General features: G+C 72.1%; 16 protein-coding genes. 5 read left to right on the top strand and 11 right to left on the bottom strand.

The annotated features are described in order from the left end of the window. Positions 1-25: 25 nt before the first annotated feature. Positions 26-1,747, bottom strand: a complete 1,722-nt coding sequence (locus tag ACIRO3_RS20445) for an AMP-dependent synthetase/ligase (RefSeq protein WP_404138643.1) — start codon at positions 1,745-1,747, stop codon at positions 26-28. A gap of 118 nt (positions 1,748-1,865) precedes the next feature. Here ACIRO3_RS20445 and ACIRO3_RS20440 point away from each other — a divergent pair, with 118 nt between their 5' ends. Together ACIRO3_RS20440 and ACIRO3_RS20435 are read left to right on the top strand one after the other, a co-directional pair. Then, the gene (locus ACIRO3_RS20440) at positions 1,866-2,876 is read left to right on the top strand and encodes an AraC family transcriptional regulator (RefSeq protein ID WP_404138641.1); all 1,011 of its coding nucleotides are present in this window, start codon (positions 1,866-1,868) and stop codon (positions 2,874-2,876) included. 390 nt (positions 2,877-3,266) lie between these two features. After that, the gene (locus ACIRO3_RS20435; RefSeq protein ID WP_404138639.1) at positions 3,267-4,454 is read left to right on the top strand and encodes a lipase family protein; all 1,188 of its coding nucleotides are present in this window, start codon (positions 3,267-3,269) and stop codon (positions 4,452-4,454) included. Positions 4,455-4,481: 27 nt separating this feature from the next. Here the strand turns inward: ACIRO3_RS20435 and ACIRO3_RS20430 are convergent, their stop codons facing one another. Beyond that, positions 4,482-6,002, bottom strand: coding sequence for an alpha/beta hydrolase (locus ACIRO3_RS20430; protein ID WP_404138636.1), 1,521 nt, complete (start codon positions 6,000-6,002; stop codon positions 4,482-4,484). Positions 6,003-6,257: 255 nt separating this feature from the next. Between ACIRO3_RS20430 and ACIRO3_RS20425 the strand changes: the two genes are divergently transcribed. After that, on the top strand, positions 6,258-8,012 hold the full coding sequence (locus ACIRO3_RS20425; protein WP_404138633.1) for a hypothetical protein: 1,755 nt from the start codon (positions 6,258-6,260) through the stop codon (positions 8,010-8,012). Positions 8,013-8,150: 138 nt separating this feature from the next. Here the strand turns inward: ACIRO3_RS20425 and ACIRO3_RS20420 are convergent, their stop codons facing one another. The 8 genes from ACIRO3_RS20420 to ACIRO3_RS20385 all read right to left on the bottom strand — a co-directional run bounded on the left by ACIRO3_RS20420 (position 8,151) and on the right by ACIRO3_RS20385 (position 17,060). Further along, positions 8,151-10,022, bottom strand: coding sequence for an AMP-dependent synthetase/ligase (locus tag ACIRO3_RS20420; protein WP_361780413.1), 1,872 nt, complete (start codon positions 10,020-10,022; stop codon positions 8,151-8,153). 186 nt (positions 10,023-10,208) lie between these two features. Continuing rightward, on the bottom strand, positions 10,209-10,841 hold the full coding sequence (locus tag ACIRO3_RS20415; RefSeq protein WP_404138630.1) for a DinB family protein: 633 nt from the start codon (positions 10,839-10,841) through the stop codon (positions 10,209-10,211). Positions 10,842-10,980: 139 nt separating this feature from the next. Then, a complete protein-coding gene (locus tag ACIRO3_RS20410; protein ID WP_404138628.1) occupies positions 10,981-11,994 on the bottom strand; it encodes a helix-turn-helix domain-containing protein in 1,014 nt (337 codons plus the stop codon). 523 nt (positions 11,995-12,517) lie between these two features. Continuing rightward, the gene (locus ACIRO3_RS20405) at positions 12,518-13,861 is read right to left on the bottom strand and encodes a dicarboxylate/amino acid:cation symporter (protein WP_366149367.1); all 1,344 of its coding nucleotides are present in this window, start codon (positions 13,859-13,861) and stop codon (positions 12,518-12,520) included. 403 nt (positions 13,862-14,264) lie between these two features. Further along, positions 14,265-14,534: a DUF4229 domain-containing protein gene (locus ACIRO3_RS20400; RefSeq protein WP_361780570.1), complete on the bottom strand. Its 270-nt coding sequence runs from the start codon at positions 14,532-14,534 to the stop codon at positions 14,265-14,267. Positions 14,535-14,678: 144 nt separating this feature from the next. Continuing rightward, positions 14,679-15,203: a GNAT family N-acetyltransferase gene (locus ACIRO3_RS20395; RefSeq protein ID WP_404138623.1), complete on the bottom strand. Its 525-nt coding sequence runs from the start codon at positions 15,201-15,203 to the stop codon at positions 14,679-14,681. A gap of 126 nt (positions 15,204-15,329) precedes the next feature. Beyond that, positions 15,330-16,493 carry an aminofutalosine synthase MqnE gene (gene mqnE / locus ACIRO3_RS20390; RefSeq protein ID WP_361780427.1) on the bottom strand — a complete coding sequence of 388 codons (1,164 nt, stop codon included), beginning with the start codon at positions 16,491-16,493 and terminating at the stop codon, positions 15,330-15,332. 111 nt (positions 16,494-16,604) lie between these two features. Then, positions 16,605-17,060, bottom strand: a complete 456-nt coding sequence (locus tag ACIRO3_RS20385; RefSeq protein WP_053682489.1) for an Lrp/AsnC family transcriptional regulator — start codon at positions 17,058-17,060, stop codon at positions 16,605-16,607. A gap of 125 nt (positions 17,061-17,185) precedes the next feature. Here ACIRO3_RS20385 and ACIRO3_RS20380 point away from each other — a divergent pair, with 125 nt between their 5' ends. Beyond that, entirely contained in the window at positions 17,186-17,320 is a 135-nt protein-coding gene (locus ACIRO3_RS20380) for a hypothetical protein (protein WP_266947896.1), read from the top strand. On the opposite strand, the gene ACIRO3_RS20375 is transcribed toward ACIRO3_RS20380, so the two are convergent. Further along, the gene (locus tag ACIRO3_RS20375) at positions 17,317-18,006 is read right to left on the bottom strand and encodes a UbiX family flavin prenyltransferase (RefSeq protein ID WP_365999895.1); all 690 of its coding nucleotides are present in this window, start codon (positions 18,004-18,006) and stop codon (positions 17,317-17,319) included. The two genes, ACIRO3_RS20380 and ACIRO3_RS20375, sit on opposite strands and share 4 nt — an antisense overlap. Before the next feature lie 153 nt (positions 18,007-18,159). Here ACIRO3_RS20375 and ACIRO3_RS20370 point away from each other — a divergent pair, with 153 nt between their 5' ends. Then, entirely contained in the window at positions 18,160-18,720 is a 561-nt protein-coding gene (locus tag ACIRO3_RS20370; RefSeq protein ID WP_404139067.1) for a rhomboid family intramembrane serine protease, read from the top strand. Positions 18,721-18,737: the final 17 nt, after the last annotated feature.

Below are 18,737 nucleotides of genomic sequence, written 5' to 3'. Positions count from 1 at the left end.
CACAGCACTGCTCGCCGGACCCGGTTCAGGCGTAGAGCGCGCCGATCTGCTGCGCGTACCGCTCCGCCACCGCCGCGCGGCGCAGTTTCAGCGTGGGCGTGAGGGTGCCCGCCTCGATTGAGAAGTCCTCGGCGAGGAGGTGGAAGGCCCGGATCCGCGCCGGACGGGAGACCGTCGCGTTGGCCGCCTCGACCGCTTCCGCGACGAGCGCGCGGACCGCCGGGTGGGTCGACGGGTCCGTGAGGGTCAGGCCCTCCCGCGCCGCCCAGGCGGTGACCTCCTCCGCGTCCAGGGTGATCAGGGCCACCGGGTGGGGCCGGCGGTCGCCGACCAGTACCGCGCGGGAGACCAGGCGGCAGGACTGCACGGCGAACTCGACCTCGGTCGGGGTGATGTTCTTGCCGGCCGAGGTGATGATCAGCTCCTTCTTGCGGCCGGTGATCGACAGGAAGCCGTCCTCGTCGATTTCGCCGAGGTCGCCGGTGTGCAGCCAGCCGGCGGCGTCGACCGTCTCCGCAGTCGCCGCCTCGTTCGCGTGGTAGCCGGGGAAGATCATCGGACCCCGGGCCAGCACCTCGCCGTCCCCGGCGATGCGGACCTCGCAGCCCGCGACGGGCCGACCGACCGTGCCGGCCCGGACCGCGCCGGGGTGGTTGAGACTGATCACCCCGGCGGACTCGGTCATCCCGTACCCCTCGTACACGTGGATCCCGCAGGCCCGCAGGAAGTCGAGGGTGGCCCGGGCGATCGGGGCGCCGCCGGTCAGCGCCCACGTCAACCGGCCCCCGAACACGGCGCGGACCGGCGCGTACAGCGAACCGTCCGCCGCCTCCCAGGCCGTGCGGGACCCCTCCGGCAACCGCCCCTCCGCCGCCAGCACGCCCAGCCGCACGGCCTCCTCGAAACGCTCCCGGCCCCCCTCCAGGGACTCGGCCACCGACAGCACCATCGAGTGGACCTTCTCGAACAGCCTGGGCACGGACGGCAGGTGGGTGGGGCGGGCCTCGGCCAGCTCGGCGACGACGTCCTCGATCCGACCGCCGAAGTAGCTCAGTTCCCCGCCCTCCAGCAGGGTGGTGAACTGGATGAGCTGTGCCAGCAGGTGCGCCAGCGGCAGGTACAGGTACGTCCGGTCGCCCGGCCCGCCCCGGATCAGCGGAAGGGTGGCGTCCTGGATCGCGCCGAGGTTCCCGTGCGTGAGCCGGCAGCCCTTCGGCGGGCCCGTCGTGCCCGAGGTGTAGACGATCGAGGCGTCGTCATCGGGCTCCACGGCCCGCGCGCGGGCCAGGAGTTCGGACTCCGCTCCCGGCGCGAGGCCCGGGAGCTCGTCCATCGGTGTCACCGCCCGCAGCGCGGGGAGCTCGGACCGCAGCGCCTCCACCCGGGCCGCCTGGGCCGCGTCGTCGCAGACCGCCACCACCGCGGCGGAGTCCGACAGCACCCAGGCCAGTTCCTCCTCCCCCGCCGTGGGGTAGACCGGCACCAGGACGGCGCCCGCGGCCAGGATCGCGAAGTGGGTGTACGTCCACTGCGGCCGGGTCTGCGCCAGTACGGCCACCCGGTCGCCCGGCATCACCCCCAGCCCCAGCAGGGCCCGCCCGGACCGCCGGACCCGGGCCCGCAGTTCCTCGTGGGAGACGGTGCGCGGACCGCCCTCCGCGGGGAAGCGGAGCGCGGGTTGAGAGCCGTACCGTTCGGCCGTCCACTCCGTGAACAGCGCCAGTGTCCGCGGTCGCAACGCGTCCATCGTCCTCGCCTCCCTGGGGTCCGTACCGTCGACGCTAGGCAGCGCACGGCCCCGGGCGGCATGACCGGACGCGTCATCACCGCTGACCCCGGCGCTCAATGCGGCTACCGTCGACCCCATGGGGAGGCGGACGATCACCGTGCACCACGTGCGCGCCGTGCTCGCGGGTGCGCGGCGCGGTGGCATCGACACCGTGCCGCTGCTCCAGGAGGCGCAGATCCCACCGCTGTTGCTCGGTGACGACCGGGCGCGGATCACTCCCGCGCAGTTCGCCCGGCTGTTCCGTGCGCTGTACCGGACCACGCAGGACGAGTTCCTGGGCCTGAGTTCCGTCCCGAGCCGGCCGGGCACCTTCGCGATGATGTGTCACGCCTCGCTGGGCTGCCGGGACCTCGGGGCGGCGGTGGAGCGGGCGGCAACCTTCTACGGGCTGTTCCCGGGCGGTCCCGAGCTGGCCCTGGAGGTGGACGGGGCGCAGGCGCGGTTCACCGTGCGCAACGCCTTCGACGGTGACGAGGAACGTTTCCTCACGGAGTGCGTGCTGGCGATCTGGCACCGGCTGAGCAGCTGGCTGATCGGGCGGCGCATCCCCCTCGCGCACGCCGCCTTCGCCTATCCCCCGCCGCCGCACCAGGGCGAGTACGAGCTGCTCTTCGACTGCTCGGTGCGCTTCGGGGCGGACCGCACGGGCGCCGCCTTCGACGCGCGCTGGCTGACCGCCCCGCTCGTGCGGGAGGAGGCGGAACTCGACGCGATGCTGCGCCGGGCCCCCTTCGACCTGCTGTCCCGGCCCGAGTACGGGACCACGGTCGCGGAACAGGTCCGCCGGACCCTGACGCAGCGGCTGCGGAGCTCGCCCCGGCTGCCGGAGCTGGGGGAGGTGGCGGCGCGACTCGCGGTGTCCCCGGCGACGCTGCGACGCCGACTGAGCCGGGAGGGCACCTCCTTCCAGGAGTTGAAGGACCACGTGCGGCGGGACGCGGCGATCGCGGGGCTGGCGGAGAGCGGGGAGCCGATCGCGGAACTGGCGGCCCGGCTGGGGTTCTCGGAGGACACCGCCTTCCACCGGGCGTTCCGGCGGTGGACGGGAACCACGCCGGGCGCCTACCGGATCGCGTCGGGCGGCTGAGACCCCAGCGGCGGCGGGGACGAGGGCGGCGCGGGACGTGGCGGGCGCCGAGTCCTCGCGCGTGCGGGCGCGGCGACCCGGCGTGGGTGGGACCGGGCGTGGCGGGAACGAGGCGCGGCAGCCCGGCGTGGGACCGGGCGTGGCGGGATCGAGGCGCGGCGGCCCGGCGTGGGACCGGGCGTGGCGGGATCGAGGCGCGGCGGCCCGGCGTGGGTGGGACAGGGCGTGGCGGGATCGAGGCGCGGCGGCCCGGCGTGGGACCGGGCGTGGCGGGCGCCGGATGGGACGCCGGGTCAGGAAAGCTGAGCTGCGCGGTCAGCGACGTTCCGACCGGTCGGTCACTACCTTCTCCTCACCTACCCCCGCACGGACACCTGGGAGAGCCGCCCCATGCGCTTGCGAACCCCCACCCCCGCCCGGACCCCGGCCCACCCGCGGGCCACCGCGCTCGCCGCGGTCGCCACCCTGGCCCTCGCCGCCCTCGTCCCCGCCACCGCGCACGCCGACGCCCCGGCCGTCGCCCGCCCCGGCGACATCGTCGCCGCCGCCCCCTCCGCCTTCCACCCGCTGCCCGGTCAGCCCACCGGCACCAAGGCCTGGAGGATCCAGTACCGCTCGACCACGGCCTCCGGGGCCCCGAACGTCGTGTCCGGCACCGTCATCGTGCCGCAGGACGGCCGGACCGGCCCGCGCCCCCTCGTCACGTACGCCGTCGGTACCGTCGGCATGGCCGACCGGTGCGCGCCGAGCAACAACCTCCCGTACGGCACCTCCATGGAGGCCAACCTCATCCAGCAACTCACGCTGCGCGGCTGGGCCGTGGCCGTCACCGACTACGAGGGCCTCGGCACGCCCGGCACGCACACCTACACGGTGGGCCCCTCCGCCGGCCACGCCGTACTCGACGCCGCCCGCGCGGCGACCCGGCTGCCCGGCGCGGGGCTGTCGGCGGACACCCCGGTCGGCATCATGGGCTACTCGCAGGGCGGCCAGGCGAGCGGTTGGGCGGCCGAACTGCACGGTTCGTACGCCCCGGAGCTGCAGGTCAAGGGCACCGCGACGGGTGGCGTCCCGGCCGACCTGCTCAAGGTGGCCGACTTCAACAACGGGTCGTTCGGCTCCGGCCTGATCTTCATGGCGGCCGCCGGGCAGGACGCCGCCTTCCCGGAGCTGCGGCTCGACTCCTATCTGAACCCGGCGGGCAAGGTGCTGGTGGGCGGCATGAAGGAGGGCTGCGTGGCCATCGACGCCATCGCCGGCTCCTTCAAGCGGATCTCCGACCTCACCACCCGCGACCCCCTGGCGCAGCCCGACTGGCAGGCGCGGCTGAACCAGAGCCGGCTCGGTCGGACCGCGCCGGCCGCGCCCGTGTACCAGTACCACGCGCTCGGCGACGAGCTGATCCCGTACGCCGTCGGGCGCCGGCTGCGCTCCGACTGGTGTGCGCGGGACGCGAACGTCGAGTTCGACACCATCTGGGTCGGTGAGCACGTCAGCGGCGTGATCACCCAGTCCCTGGCCGCCGGGAACTGGCTCGCCGACCGCTTCGCGGGGCGCTCCACGCACGCGAACTGCTGACCCCGGGCTCCCGCCCCGCCGGCGCGCTCACTGCCCGGCGGGGCAGGACCGCGTCCCGGCGGGGAGCCGGCCGTCGACCAGGAAGTGGTTCGCGTACTCGCGCACGCACGGGGATTCCACGTAGCCGGTGTGCCCGTCGCCCTTGAAGTCGAGGATCACCGCCGAGCCCAGCCGCCGGGCCGTCTCCTCGGTCCACTCGTACGGGGTCGCCGGGTCGCCGCGCGTGCCGACGAGCAGCATGCGCGGGGCTCCGGGGTCGTCGATCTTCCGGATGAAGTCCGTGCCGGGCGGGCGGCCGTAGCAGGACAGCACGGTCAGCAGCTGGTTCGGCCCGAAGATCCTCGACGCCGCGAGGAACTCGTCCCGCAGGCCCTCGACCTCCTCGCGGACCGCCGCCGGGGTGGCCGTGTCGTCGCCCCGGTCCGGGTCGTCGGCGCAGTTCACGGCGGTCTGCGCGGCCGGCCCGTTGTCGAAGGGCACCTTCACCTGGCCCTGCCCCTGGCTCCCCTCCTCGTCCTGTGGTGGCGGCTCCATCGGGCCACCCAGTTGGAGCAGTCCGGTCGGGTCGCCGCGCTCCACCTCCTTGAGGCCGTCCGCGAGCGCGGGCCACAGGGTGCGCGAGTACAGGGCGGTGCCGACGGACGCGACCACGTCCTGCCCGGTGAAGTGCGAGCCGTCCTGCCCGACCAGCGGGTCCCCGTCGAGCCGGGCCACGAGCGCGTCGACCCTGCGCTTGGCGGTACGCGTGTTCGTGCCGTACACGCAGTCGCTCCGGCGGGTGCACCAGCCGAGGAAGTGGTCGAGGGCGCGCTGCTGTCCGCGGGCCGACATCAGGGCCTGCTCGGCGAGCGGCTCGGTCAGGGTGTCGACCCCGTCGAGGACCATGCGGCCGGTCGTGCGGGGGAACTGCGCGGCGTACACGGCGCCGAGCCGGGTGCCGTAGGAGAAGCCGAGGTAGTCGAGTTTCCCGGCGCCGAGGGCCCGGCGGATGAGGTCCATGTCGCGGGAGACGTTCACGGTGCCGATGTACGGGAGCACGGGCCCGGAGTGCAGCGCGCACCGCCGGGCCACGGCCCGCAGGGCGGCGAGCCGGCCGGCGGCGTCGTGCGGGGCGATCGCGGGGTCGGTCTCCTGCGAGCCGCCGCAGGAGACGGGCTCGCTGTGCCCGACGCCCCGGGGGTCGAAGGTGACGAGGTCGCGGTGCTTGCCGAGGTCGGCGAAGAGGGTGGGGTCGGCGGCGAGCGAGGCGATGCCGGGACCGCCGGGGCCGCCGAAGTTCAGCACGACCGGCCCGCGGGACGCGCCCTGGGTCGCGGGTATCCGGGCCACCGCCAGGGTGACCGTGCCCTTGGCCGGGGCGGCGTGGTCGAGCGGCACGTCCAGCGTCCCGCACCGCATCCCGTCGGGTACCGGCCGTTCGGGGCAGTCGCCCCAGCGGATGCGGGGCGGCGCGGGACCGTCGGAGGCCGGCGGGGTGGCCCCCAGCGACACCAGCACGAGCCCACAGGCCGCGACGGCGGCACGGAACCAGCTACGGGTACGGCGCACGAGCCCTCCTCGGGCAACCCCCCGACCCAGCGAGCCCACCCTAACCGCGCCCCACCCGCTCGGCCGGCCGAAGGCGCGGGCGGGGCGGCGCCGGGCGCCCTCACAGGCCCCGTCGCGTGGTGCATCCTCCAACGTGCGCGGAGCACCGGAACGGAACACGGATTGCCACTGGACTCCAGGGCATCCAACCGTAGACTTCGGCACTGAACGCCGACGACGTCTGGCCGTTGTGCGCCCTCGCGGGGAGGAGATCGCATGCAGGACCCGGACGCGATGGAGATCGCCGAGCCCGAGGAGAGCGGCCGGAGCGATACCGCCGACTCACCTGTCGGGGACGATCCGACATCCCGTGCGGAGATCGATGCGACGACGGCATCGACGGTCCTGGCGGAGGTACTCCCCGGGGTTGCTGTCGTCTTCGGTGAGGTCCCGGCGGAACTCAAGCCTGATCTGCTCGACTTCGGGCTCGTGTCGGCCGCCGACCGCGAGCAGATCTCCACGGTCCTCGCCTCGATCGGAGACACGGCGAGCGTGGCCGGCAGCCTCGGAACCGCGTTCGCCGGCGTACAAGGGCTCTACAGGATCAGCGACGCGACGCAGGCCCTGCTGAAGGCCGGCGGGACGCTCGCCGTCAAGGACGGCGCGAACCTCGGAACAGTGCTCTTCTCCGGTGGGCTCGCTCAGGCCCGCTTCATCCCCGTGACCGCGGTAAGTGCGGCGCAGACCGCTGCCGCGGTCGGGCCGGCGCTGGCGATGGTCGCCCTTCAGATGCAGTTGAGTGAGGTCACGGGCCTTGTCAGGACCAACATCGCACTGACGAGCCAGGCGCTCACAACCATCCGCAACGAGCAGTGGGCCGAACTGACGGGGCTCGTCGCCACCGTCGATCGTGCAGTCGACCAGGCGCGGGAGGTCGAATCGGTCCCCGCCTCGTTGTGGGACGTCCTTGCGGGTAGTGAAGCGTCGCTGCGCAAGCAACTGGACCTCTACCGCCGGAACGTCCGGGGCCACGTCGGGCAGATCGATCGGCCAGACACACGAAACCGTCGTGAGTACCTCCAGACCAACGCCGAGACGATCCTCTTCGACACCACCGCTCTCCTGTCCTCCGTGAAGGCATGGACCGGCTATCAGGCGCTCCGCGCCGCAAGGGCGAGAGTCGCCGGACGTGAGGACGCAGGTGAGGCACGGCTCGTCGACGTCATCGCGCGCGCCACTCGCACGGAGCTCGACTCCGCTCTCGCCGAGACGACGAGCCTCGTCGACTCGCTGGCGCGGGAGCTACGAACCATCGCCGAACTCCCGGGACGCGACACGCTGTCACAGTCGCTGACGGGAAAGCGGAAGGACGCGAAGGCGGCCCGCCTCACCTCCGCCCGTCTCCTGGAGGCGATCGAGCCTCTTGCCGATGCTTTGCGTCCACCGCCCCCTCCGCTCGGGGTTCCGGGCGTCGTCTGCGCCCCCGAGGCGCTGGATCTCGAACCGTTCCTTCGCATCCTGCGATGGTTCCTCGAAGACGGTGAAACCCTCCTTGTCCTCGGCTTCCCCGACCAGCTCGATGCCCTCGGTCCGGTGTCCGCGATCCTCGGCGGGGCGAAGGAGAAGTTGGCCGCAGCGAGGGACAGGGCCGCCGCAAGGACACTGGTCGCCGTCACGGATCGCCGCATCATCACCGCCAAGACGAACGCGTTTCTGGAGCAAGGCGAGATACGTCAAGACATCCCGATCGACCGGGTGCGATACGTCCGGGCGGCGACCACACAGGACAGAAGCACGCGCCCGGCGATCGACCTCATCACGCGTGACGAGAACATCCGGTGGCTCTTCCACGCCGACATCGACAGCGGCCCCGTGGACGCGCTCGCAGCCGTGCTCGCCGAGTCGATGACGATCCCGGACAGCGAACGCGATGAACTGCGACGGCGGCGCCACGCTCCCATCGAGGCGGGCGAGAGCAGCGACACGATGTCTGCGGAACCGGCCGGCTCCGAGAGCACGACCAGCGACTAGGCATCGCGCGGATTGCCACCCCGCCGGCCGCGGATGAACACCCGCCCCGCCGATCAAGGAGCGCCAGAATCTCGCGCCCGACCGAGACGCCGTCCGACCCGGTCCCCAGAGCCGGGGCAACCCGGCCCCGCCCCCGTCTCAGCCGCGGCCTCGGTAGAGGGCGTTGATCTCGCGGTCGAACTCTCGCGCCACCACGCCCCGCTTCAGTTTCAGCGACGGCGTCAGGTGTCCCCGTGCCTCCGTGAACTCCCCCGGCAGCACGACGAAGCGTCGTATCGACTCCGCGCGCGACACCAGCTGGTTCGCCTCGTCCACCGCCCGCTGTACGTCGGCGCGCAGTTCCTCGTCCTCGACGAGCTGCCGCATCGGCATCGTGGTCTTCTTCCGCATCTGTCGCCAGTGCGCGAGCCCCTCCGGCTCCAGGGTGACCAGGGCGGCCACGTACGGCCGGTTGTCGCCGACGACCATGCACTGGCCGACCAGCGGGTGGGCCCGCAGCCAGTCCTCCAGGACGGCCGGGGCGACGTTCTTGCCGCCGGAGGTGATGATCAGGTCCTTCTTCCGGCCGGTGATGGTGAGGTAACCGTCCCGGTCCAGCTCTCCGATGTCCCCGGTGGGGAACCAGGCGCCCGGCTCGGCCCAGGCCACGTTCCAGTACCCGGCGAAGACGTGCCGCCCCCGCAGCAGCACTTCGCCGTCGTCGGCGATCCGTACCGCCGTTCCCGGGAGCGGCCATCCCACCGTGCCCAGTCGGGGTCTCAGCGGCGGCGTGATCGTGGAGGCGGCGGTCGTCTCGGTCAGCCCGTAGCCCTCGAAGACCTCGACCCCGGCGCCGGTGTAGAAGGCCGCGAGGCGCCGTCCCAGGGGTGAGCCGCCGCTCAGGACGTAGCGGACTCGTCCGCCCAGGGCCGCGCGGATCCGCCGGTAGACGAGCGGGTCGTACAGGGCGCGTGCCGTGCGCAGTCCGAGGCCCGGGGGGTTGCCCTCCACCGCTTCGCCGAAGCGCTGCGCGATGCGCGCGGCCCGGTCGAAGGAGGCGGCGCGGCCCATGCGCTCGGCGGTGGCCCGCGCGGTGTTGTAGACCTTCTCCAGCACGTAGGGGATGGCGAGGAGGAACGTCGGCCGGAAGCCGGCGAGGTCCGCCAACAGGTCCTCCGTGGCGATGCTCGGCGCGTGGCCCAGTTTCACCCGCGCCCGCAGGCATCCGACGGCCACCATCCGCCCGAACACGTGGGACAGCGGCAGGAAGAGGAGGGTGGACGCGGGTTCCTCGGTCTCGGCCCGGAAGACGGGGTGGAGGAGTTCGACCGCGTTGTCGACCTCGGCGAAGAAGTTGCCGTGCGTCAGTACGCAGCCCTTGGGCTGCCCGGTGGTCCCGGACGTGTACACCAGCGTGGCCACGTCGTGGGGCGTGCGGCCTCTTCGGCGTTCGTGCACCAGCGCGTCGGGGATGTGTTCCCCCGCTTTGACGAGCCGGGCGACGGCCCCGGTGTCGAACTCCCACAGGTGCGCCAGCCAGGGCAGGTTCCCCCGCTCGCCGCTGATGATCCGCGCCTGCACGGTGTCCTCGACGGCGCAGGCCACGGCCCCGGAGTCGTGGATGATCCAGCGCGCCTGGAGGGCGGAGGAGGTGGGGTAGATCGGCACGGTGACCAGCCCGGCGGCCCAGCCGGCGAAGTCCAGCAGCGTCCACTCGTAGGTGGTCCGCGCCATGATGGCGAGCCGGTCCCCGGGCCGCAGCCCCTCCGCGATCAGGCCCTTGGCCACCGCGAGGACCTCGGCGGCGAACTCGGCGGCACTGACGTCGCGCCAGCCGCCGTCCGGCCCCTTGCGGGCGAGCACGGCCTCGCCGGGTGCCTGGGCGGCGTTGTCGAAGGGGATGTCCCCGAGCGACCCGTGCGGGGGCGGCCCCACCAACGCGGGTACGACCACCTCGCGCACCACACCGTCGATCACGGTCTTGACGGGTTCGACCAGTTTCGGCCCGGCCTGCTGCACGACAGTGCCCACGGCGCGCGCTCCTTAGGTTCGGCAGGAGTTACCGCCGGTAATTTACGCAGGGGTAACCCCTGCCGGCCACCCCCCGCACAGGCTCTGACCGGCACCGACCCACCTCGCACACAGCACGCACACACCGCGGCCGCGCCGTCCCCCGCGGTCCCGCGCCGGCCGCCCCGCCACGCGTCCGGGGCGCCCTCAACCCCGCCGGGCGCGGTACAGGTCGCGCAGCAGGGCGATCTCCGCCCCGTGGTGCAGGAGTTCCTGGTTGACCCACCAGACGATGTCGACGAACGGCTCCTGCGCGTCACTGCCGTGCGGGTAGGTGCAGTACCCCACGGTGTCCAGCGCTGCGTCGTCCACGCCCGCCAGCGCCTTCTGCCAGGCCGCGGCCGCCGCCTCGAAGTCCGCGACCGCCGCCGCGACGTCACCCTTGACCCGGTGGTCGTCCCGGGTCAGCGCCCTGCTGCCGGCCACGTGGTCGGCCCGCAGCGTCAGCATCTCGGTGAGGTGGCTCAGGCGCCAGGCGATCGTGGTGAACGGCGGCGGCGCGGGGTGCGGGTAGGGCGCGGCGTCCCGGCCCCACTCGCCGGCGCCGGCGAGGTGGGTGGCCCGCGACCCCGGACCGTCCGCGCGCCGGCGCACCGACCAGCAGTCCGCCACGGGCTCCCAGAAGTACTCCTCGTCGCCCATCGGGCCGACCTCGGTGTCCGACCCGTCGCCGCTGTCCATGACGGGCCCGGCCATCCGGCCCAGCAGGCGTTCGCGGGCGAAGTCGAACTGCTCCAGCAGGGGCGTCACACGGGAGGGGGGTACGGGGGACGGACTCACGGGGTCGCTCCTGTGGGTGAACGGCTCGCCCCGCGCCGGGGCGATCGAATGACCCGCCAGGCTGCCACAGCCTCCGCCGCACCGCGCCTCGATTACGCGCCGGGCACCCTCGGCCGCCCCCGCCGCAGCCCTGCGCGCCTCAGCCGTCCCCGCCGCAGCCGCCACCGTCGTCGTGCACGGCCCCGCCCGGGGCGGGCTTGCAGTCGCCGCAGAGCGCCTTGGGGTCGGCCGACCGGAAGCAGCGTTCACAGCCGTCACAGGTGATCAACGGGTCCGGCGGGACGTGGCGCGGTCGGAGCGGGGCCGGTGGGAGCGCGGGCGGCAGGGACTTCTCCAGTCGGAAGGCGAGCAGGGACGCCGCATGCCGCAGCGGGTGCGGGAGGTCCGAGGTCAACGCCCGCTCGACCGCCTCCGGTTGGACCCCGCGCGCGAACCAGGTCGCGACCCGGGGCGCGAGACGGTGTACGTCCTCTTCGGACAGCAGCAGCCGGGGATCGACGCGCCGCAGCCCCGCCAACAGGTCGACGGCGACCGGGTCGAGGACCACGTCCGGCTCGGGCTCCGTCTCCGGCTCGGGCTCCGGCTCGGGCTCCGTCTCGGGCTCCGGCTCGGGCTCCGGCTCGGGCTCGGGCTCCGTCTCCGGCCCCCGCTCGACGGAATCCGCGCTCGACTCCTCGAAACCCGATCCCGATCCCGACTCCGACTCCGGCTCCGGCTCGCACACCACCGGCTCCGGTACCTGCCCCACCCGAGGCGGACGGGACGCCCCAGGCGCCCGTGAGACCCCGGACGCACGAGGGGATCGCGCCGGCCGCGCGGCTCGGGCGGTGGACTCGGCTACCGCGCCCGGCTGGTTGTACCAGTACGTGAGGGTCACCATCCGCCCGTTCGGCAGCCGGACGACTCGCCGCTCCAGGTACCCGTACGCCTCCAACTCCCGCAGGGCGGAGGCGAGTCGGGTCGCACCTTCCGGGAACTCCTCGCACAGGTCGTCGATGCCGACCGGCGAACCGGAGCGCACCGACTGGATGTAGACCCCGACCCCGCGCGCCAGCCCGGAGAGCCCGCGTTGCTGGGCGAGGTGGTTGCCGACCACCGTGAAGCGCGAGGTGTGTCGGGTGGTGACGTGTTGGACGCCGGATCGGTGAGTCACCGGGCGAACCCGGGACGACGCGCGCGGGGGCGCGTTAAGCTGCCGCGTATCCATGGGGAAGGGTTTGCTTCCTTGATGGTCAGGCCCTCGTCCGGGATGCCAGTCCCGGCGGGGGCCGTCTCGTGTTCTGGAGTTGTCGCGGCGAGCATATGCCAGGCAACCCCACCGATATCCAGCCCAGTTGGCACGGTTCACCCGTCCGAGCGACGGGGGGCAGGGAGGGTTGGCAGGGGTCATTTCTCTCCGTACTGGAAATACCAGGATCTGGACGCACCGGATCCCGGTCGACCGGGATCCGGCCCCGACCTGGTCTTTCGGGGGAACAATCCCACCCAAAACCTCGCCCGAACAGCCCCGCCCCGTCGCACCCGGCCCCGCTCCGTCGCACCCGGCCCCGACACCGGCACCGACACCGGCACCGGCACCGGCACCGGACAGGCCCCGGGTACGGGAAAACACCGCGGCCCCCGCCCGGACGGGGGCGGGGGCCGCGATGAGTACGCGTCCTGCGAGCGGCGAACGATCAGGCGGCGACCGGAACCGGCGCCTCGGCGCGCTCGTCGGCACGCTCCTCGGACGACTCGTCGAGCGGGGAGGACGAGGCGGTGGCGTACGCCTCCTTGTCCAGGATCCCCTCGCGGGCCGAGACGATGACCGGGACGACGGCCTGGCCGGCCACGTTGGTGGCGGTGCGCATCATGTCGAGGATCGGGTCGATCGCCATCAGCAGGCCCACGCCCTCCAGGGGCAGGCCCAGGGTGGAGAGGGTCAGGGTCAGCATGACCGTGGCGCCGGTCAGACCGGCCGTGGCGGCGGAGCCGACCACCGACACGAAGGCGATGAGCACGTACTCCTTGATGCCCAGCTGCACGTCGAAGATCTGCGCGATGAAGATCGCGGCGAGCGCCGGGTAGATCGCGGCGCAGCCGTCCATCTTGGTGGTGGCGCCGAAGGGGACCGCGAAGCTCGCGTACTCCTTCGGGACGCCGAGGCGCTCGGTGACCTTCTGGGTGACCGGCATGGTGCCGACCGAGGAGCGGGAGACGAAGGCCAGCTGGATGGCCGGCCAGGCGCCCTTGAAGAACTGGATCGGGTTGACCTTGGCGACCGTGGCGAGGAGCAGCGGGTAGACGCCGAACATCACGAGCGCCGAGCCGATGTAGACGTCGGCGGTGAAGGTGGCGTACTTGCCGATCAGGTCCCAGCCGTAGGTGGCGATGGCGGTGCCGATGAGGCCGACGGTGCCGATGGGCGCGAGGCGGATGACCCACCACAGGGCCTTCTGCAGGAGCTCCAGGACGGACTCGGCGAGGCTCAGGACGGGCTGCGCCTTGCTGCCGAGCTGGAGGGCGGCGATGCCGGCGACGGCGGCCATGAAGACGATCTGGAGCACGTTCAGCTCGGTGAACGGCGTGATGATGTCGGTGGGGACGATGCCGGTCAGGAAGTCGATCCAGGAGCCCTGGTGCTTGGGCAGCTTGCCGTCCTGCGGGGTGAGGCCGGTGCCGGCGCCCGGGTTGGTCAGCAGGCCGATCGCGAGGCCGATGCCGACCGCGATCAGCGACGTGATCATGAACCAGAGCAGCGTGCGGGACGCGAGCCGGGCGGCGTTGTTCACCTTCCGCAGGTTGGTGATGGACACCAGGATCGCGAAGAAGACGAGCGGGGCGACGGCCAGCTTCAGCAGCTGGACGAAGATGTCGCCGACCTGCTCCAGGGTCGTCTTGAGCCAGCTGACGTCCTGGCTCTTGGCGAGCCAACCCAGCAGGACACCGAGCACGAGACCGGTGACGATCTGTGCCCAGAAGGGGAACTTGAACCTGGCCTTGGCAGGAGCCTGGGCCTGGGGGGTCTCGGACACGGACACTCTCCGGGGGACGCACGGGGAAACGGGGTGGCGGTTCTGCGGTGATGCGGTGCGGCAGCCAGAAGGGGGCCGGCCGGGACCGCTGCTGTATCGATTCAGCTCAACTCGGTGTGAACGGTTCAGCGACAGCAACAGGCCGCGGACACGCGGCGGCAGAGGTCGACGTGCAGGCGCGCCACGAGCGGGACGCTCGCGGTCATCTGGTGCGCAGCTGTGGTCAACATGTTGAACACGCTAACACTTCTCCTTTGAGAATCTCAAAGGCGCCCTTTGAGCCAAGCCGGCGCTGGGCTCGCGCCGACCGTTGCGGAAAACACCAACGCCCCAGCGTTACGGGCGGTATTCCCGTTGCTGGGGCGGTTCGGTGTGTGATGAAACCAACAGGGGCCCGAGGCCCCGAGGACTAGCTCACGCGGGCCGCGTCGTCGGCCGAGTCCTCCTGGCTGCGGTTCGCGGCCAGCTTGTCCTTCGCACCCGCGACGCGTCCGGAGATCTGCACGGACATCTCGTCGCGCTGCTTGCGCAGCAGCACGAAGGAGAGCGGAGCGGACAGTACGAGGGCGAGCAGCACGAGCCACGCGACGTTGGCGTCGCCCAGCCCGGAGGGCACCCAGCCCAGGCGCACCAGTGCGGCGACGAGGACGAGGCATCCGACGAAGATGCCCAGGCGCATCGCGGTGTAGCGGATCGTCGCGCTCGGCTTGAGGGACACGGTGACCCCTTCTCTCTCGTCTTCGTACGTCGGCACGTGCCCGTCCAGTGAAGCACGCCCGGCCCCCGCCCCGGCCCGCCGGGGTCAGTGCGGCGACAGCGGGAATCAGTGCAGCGGCAGCAGGAAGGTGATGTCGTCGCGGTCGTCGCCGGGTGCGACACGGATGGCGTCGGGGACGCGTCCGACCTCCTTGTAGCCGCAGGCCGCGTAGAAGCGCTCCAGGCCGAGGCCGCCGCGGGCGCCGAGGCGGATGGCCTCGATGCCGTCGAGGGTGCGCGCGGAGTCGGCGAGGGCCCCCATCAGCTCCCGGCCCGCGCCCCGGCCCTGGAGCGCGGGGGCGACCATCACGGTGTACGCCCAGACCCAGTGCCGCTGGAGCCGGTGGGCGTTGAAGGCGAGGAAGGCGGTGGCGGCGACCCGGCCGTCGTCGTCGCGTCCGACCAGGAGTCGCATGCGGCCTTCGGCGATGGCCCCGAGGTGCTTGACCAGTTCGGGCCGTACGACGTCGGCGGTCACGGGCGGCACGAACCCCACCGCGCCGCCGGCGTTGGTGACGTCGGTCCAGAGTTCGATGATCCCGTCGCGCAGGGCCGCGTCCACCACGGGATCGAAGGTGTAGGTAAGGGCCATTGGAGGAGCCTAGCCATTACATTAGGTTTCGGGCAACGGGGTTGACGGCCGCACACGCGTCAGGCCCCGATCCCTTGCGGGACCGGGGCCTGACGGGGGCCGACGAACGGCTCGGAGTGCGGCGCGTCAGACGCGCATCGCCTGCGGCGTCTCGCGCAGGTCCGCCTCCGGGCCCGGGTACTCGCGGATGATCTCGTAGCGCGTGTTCCGCTCGACCGGGCGGAAGCCGGCCTCGCGGATGAGCTCCAGGAGGTCCTCGCGGCCCAGCTTGTTCGGCGTGCCGTAGTTGTCGGCGTCGTGCGTGATCTTGTACTCGACGACCGAGCCGTCCATGTCGTCCGCACCGTGCTGGAGCGCGAGCTGGGCGGTCTGCACCCCGTGCATCACCCAGAACACCTTGACGTGCGGCACGTTGTCGAAGAGCAGCCGGGAGACGGCGAAGGTCTTCAGCGCCTCGGCGCCCGTCGCCATCGTCGTCCGCGCCTGGAGCTTGTTGCGGACCTTGCCGTCCTTCATGTCCACGAAGTCGTGCTGGTAGCGCAGCGGGATGAAGACCTGGAAACCGCCGGTCTCGTCCTGGAGCTCGCGCAGCCGCAGCACGTGGTCCACGCGGTGGCGCGGCTCCTCGATGTGCCCGTAGAGCATCGTCGCGGGGGTCTTCAGCCCCTTGGAGTGCGCCAGTCGGTGGATGCGCGACCAGTCTTCCCAGTGGGTGCGGTGGTCGACGATGTGCTGCCGGACCTCCCAGTCGAAGATCTCGGCGCCGCCGCCGGTCAGCGACTCCAGGCCCGCCTCGATCAGTTCGTCCAGGATGTCGGAGGCCGACATCCCGGAGATCGTCTCGAAGTGGTGGATCTCGGTGGCCGTGAACGCCTTCAGCGAGACGCTCGGCAGCGCCTCCTTGAGCGCGGAGAGCGAGCGCGGGTAGTAGCGCCACGGCAGGGTCGGGTGCAGGCCGTTGACGATGTGCAGCTCGGTGAGGTTGTCGTTCTCCATGGCCTTGGCCAGGCGGACGGCTTCCTCGATGCGCATCGTGTACGCGTCCTTCTCGCCCGGCTTGCGCTGGAACGAGCAGTAGGCGCAGGAGGCGGTGCACACGTTCGTCATGTTGAGGTGACGGTTGACGTTGAAGTGGACGACGTCGCCGTTCTTTCGCGTGCGCACCTCGTGGGCGAGGCCGCCGAGCCAGGCCAGGTCGTCCGTCTCGTAGAGGGCGACGCCGTCCTCACGCGTCAGCCGCTCGCCGGAGCGGACCTTCTCCTCCAGCTCGCGCTTGAGCCCAGCGTCCATCCCGGTCGTCTCCTCTACGTGTCCTGCACTACGTGTCCTGCACTGCCCTGCGTGTCCCGCACTGCACTGGTGCCCCGCACTGCGTGCAACCCGCCGCGACCCACCGTACTCTCAGGCCTCCTCGGGCAGCTCCCCGACCCGGTTCTCCCACTTCGTGGACAGCACGATCGTGGTGCGGGTGCGGGAGACGCCCTTGGTGCCGGACAGCCTCCGGATGATCTTCTCCAGGCCGTCCACGTCGCTGGCCCGCGCCTTCAACATGAAGGAGTCGTCCCCCGCGATGAACCAGCAGTCCTCGATCTCCGGCAGGTCCTTGAGCCGGCGGGCCACGTCCTCGTGGTCCGCGGCGTCGGAGAGGGAGATGCCGATCAGCGCCGTGACGCCGAGACCGAGCGAGGCCGAGTCCACGGTCGCGCGGTAGCCCGTGATCACACCTGCGGTCTCAAGGCGGTTGATCCGGTCGGTGACGCTGGGGCCGGAGAGGCCCACGAGACGGCCCAGCTCCGCGTACGAGGCACGCCCGTTTTCCCGGAGTGCCTGGATGAGCTGCCTGTCCACCGTGTCCATTTGTATGGAGCCTTCCATTATTCGGCGATCCTGCAAGTCTAGGTATAGAATCTAAGGCACACAGGGTCAACACCCTGTGAATCTTTTCAACAGATCAATGACGATCTTCAGGAGTGGTTTTCACCGTGTACACGATCGAGATGGCCTACGCGCACATGCGACAGCTCCAGGAGCTGGCCAACCGATCCCGCACCGACCAGCCGTCCGCCGCACACCGCGTGGACAAGACCCGCAAGCCGCGCAGCGCCAAGAAGCGCTAGTCACCGCCGCCTGCCCCCTGGGGAGCGCGGGAGCCTCCGAGCTCCCCCTCCCAACGGCGATACAGCCGGTGCGGCACCCCTGCCGCGTCCAGCACTCGCCCCGCGACGAAGTCCACCAGATCCTGGATGTGCGTCGCACCCGCGTAGAAGGCCGGAGAGGCGGGCAGCACGATCGCGCCCGCCTCGTCCAGCGCCACCAACTGCTTCAACGTCTGCCCGCTCAGCGGGGTCTCGCGTACCGCGACCACCAGCCGGCGCCGCTCCTTGAGCGTCACGCTCGCGACCCGCTGGAGCAGGTCCTTCGACAGCCCCAGCGCGACCCCGGCCACGCAGGCCGTCGACGCCGGCACGATCAACATCCCCTTGACGGGGTACGAACCCGAACTCGGCCCGGCCGCCAGGTCCCCCGCCGCCCAGTGGCGCACGCCGTCCAGGTCGAGCCCCGTGAAGGCGCCCGGCTTGCCGTCCGCCCCGCGCCCCAGCCACTCGGCCAGGTCGGCCCGCCAGTGCGCGTCGCGGAAGGCGATCCCGGTCTCGTCCAACAGGGTGAGCCGGGAAGCCCGGCTCACCACCAGGTCCACGCTTTCCCCCGCCGCGAGGAGTCCCCGGATCACCGCCGCCGCGTACGGCGTCCCGGACGCACCGGAAACCCCGACCACCCACGGGGTGCGCTTGCCCTCAGTCATACCTCCGAGACTATCCGGCCACGGCACGCGGGCACTCGATAAGGTGTCCGCACGTCCCAGGGGGTGGGATGCGTGGGCGAGGGGGCAGCGGTGAGCACGAGGGTGGACGAGACCTGGACCCGGACCGACCGGGCCAAGGCCGCCGCGCAGTTGATGCTGGGATGGGTGGCCCTGCTGTGGCTGATAGAGGCGGTTGACTTCGCCACCGGCCACGCGCTCGACGCGTACGGGATCGAGGCGCGCGACCCGGGGAGCCTCCCGCGGGTCCCCCTGGCGGCGTTCCTGCACTTCGGCTTCGACCACGTGGCCTCCAACAGCGTCCCGCTGCTGGTCTTCGGCTTCGTCGCCGCCCTCGGCGGCATCCGGCGCTTCCTGGCCGTCTGCGCCCTGATCATCGCGGCCGACGGCCTGGGCACCTGGCTGATCTCACCGCCGAACACCCTCACCGCCGGTGCTTCCGGCGTGGCCTTCGGGCTCTTCGGCTACGTCGTCGTCCGCGGCTTCGTCGAGCGCAAGGCCCTCGGCATCGTGGTGGGACTGGCGATCGGCCTCTACTGGGGCGCCACCGTCTTCGCCGGCATCCTGCCCCTGACCCCCGGGGTCAGCTGGCAGGGGCACCTCTGCGGCCTCGTGACGGGGGTGGTCACGGCCCTGTTCCTCCGCCGCCCCGACCGCCGGCCGGCGCTCGCCCGCCACTGTGACGACAGGACGTAGACCTGGACCTGGACCTA

The sequence above is a fragment of the Streptomyces sp. NPDC102278 genome, assembly GCF_044766345.1.
In the GTDB taxonomy this organism is placed as follows: domain Bacteria; phylum Actinomycetota; class Actinomycetes; order Streptomycetales; family Streptomycetaceae; genus Streptomyces.
This window is presented reverse-complemented; position numbering and strand designations above follow the sequence as displayed.

What these genes read in the sequence shown, in the direction of transcription:
- ACIRO3_RS20400 (WP_361780570.1), bottom strand. Translation starts at nt 14,534, where the DNA reads ATGCGCCTGGGCATCTTCGTCGGATGCCTCGTCCTCGTCGCCGCACTG.
- ACIRO3_RS20425 (WP_404138633.1), top strand. Translation starts at nt 6,258, where the DNA reads ATGCAGGACCCGGACGCGATGGAGATCGCCGAGCCCGAGGAGAGCGGC.
- ACIRO3_RS20370 (WP_404139067.1), top strand. Translation starts at nt 18,160, where the DNA reads ATGCTGGGATGGGTGGCCCTGCTGTGGCTGATAGAGGCGGTTGACTTC.
- ACIRO3_RS20395 (WP_404138623.1), bottom strand. Translation starts at nt 15,203, where the DNA reads ATGGCCCTTACCTACACCTTCGATCCCGTGGTGGACGCGGCCCTGCGC.
- mqnE (WP_361780427.1), bottom strand. Translation starts at nt 16,493, where the DNA reads ATGGACGCTGGGCTCAAGCGCGAGCTGGAGGAGAAGGTCCGCTCCGGC.
- ACIRO3_RS20375 (WP_365999895.1), bottom strand. Translation starts at nt 18,006, where the DNA reads ATGACTGAGGGCAAGCGCACCCCGTGGGTGGTCGGGGTTTCCGGTGCG.
- ACIRO3_RS20440 (WP_404138641.1), top strand. Translation starts at nt 1,866, where the DNA reads ATGGGGAGGCGGACGATCACCGTGCACCACGTGCGCGCCGTGCTCGCG.
- ACIRO3_RS20385 (WP_053682489.1), bottom strand. Translation starts at nt 17,060, where the DNA reads ATGGACACGGTGGACAGGCAGCTCATCCAGGCACTCCGGGAAAACGGG.
- ACIRO3_RS20445 (WP_404138643.1), bottom strand. Translation starts at nt 1,747, where the DNA reads ATGGACGCGTTGCGACCGCGGACACTGGCGCTGTTCACGGAGTGGACG.
- ACIRO3_RS20435 (WP_404138639.1), top strand. Translation starts at nt 3,267, where the DNA reads ATGCGCTTGCGAACCCCCACCCCCGCCCGGACCCCGGCCCACCCGCGG.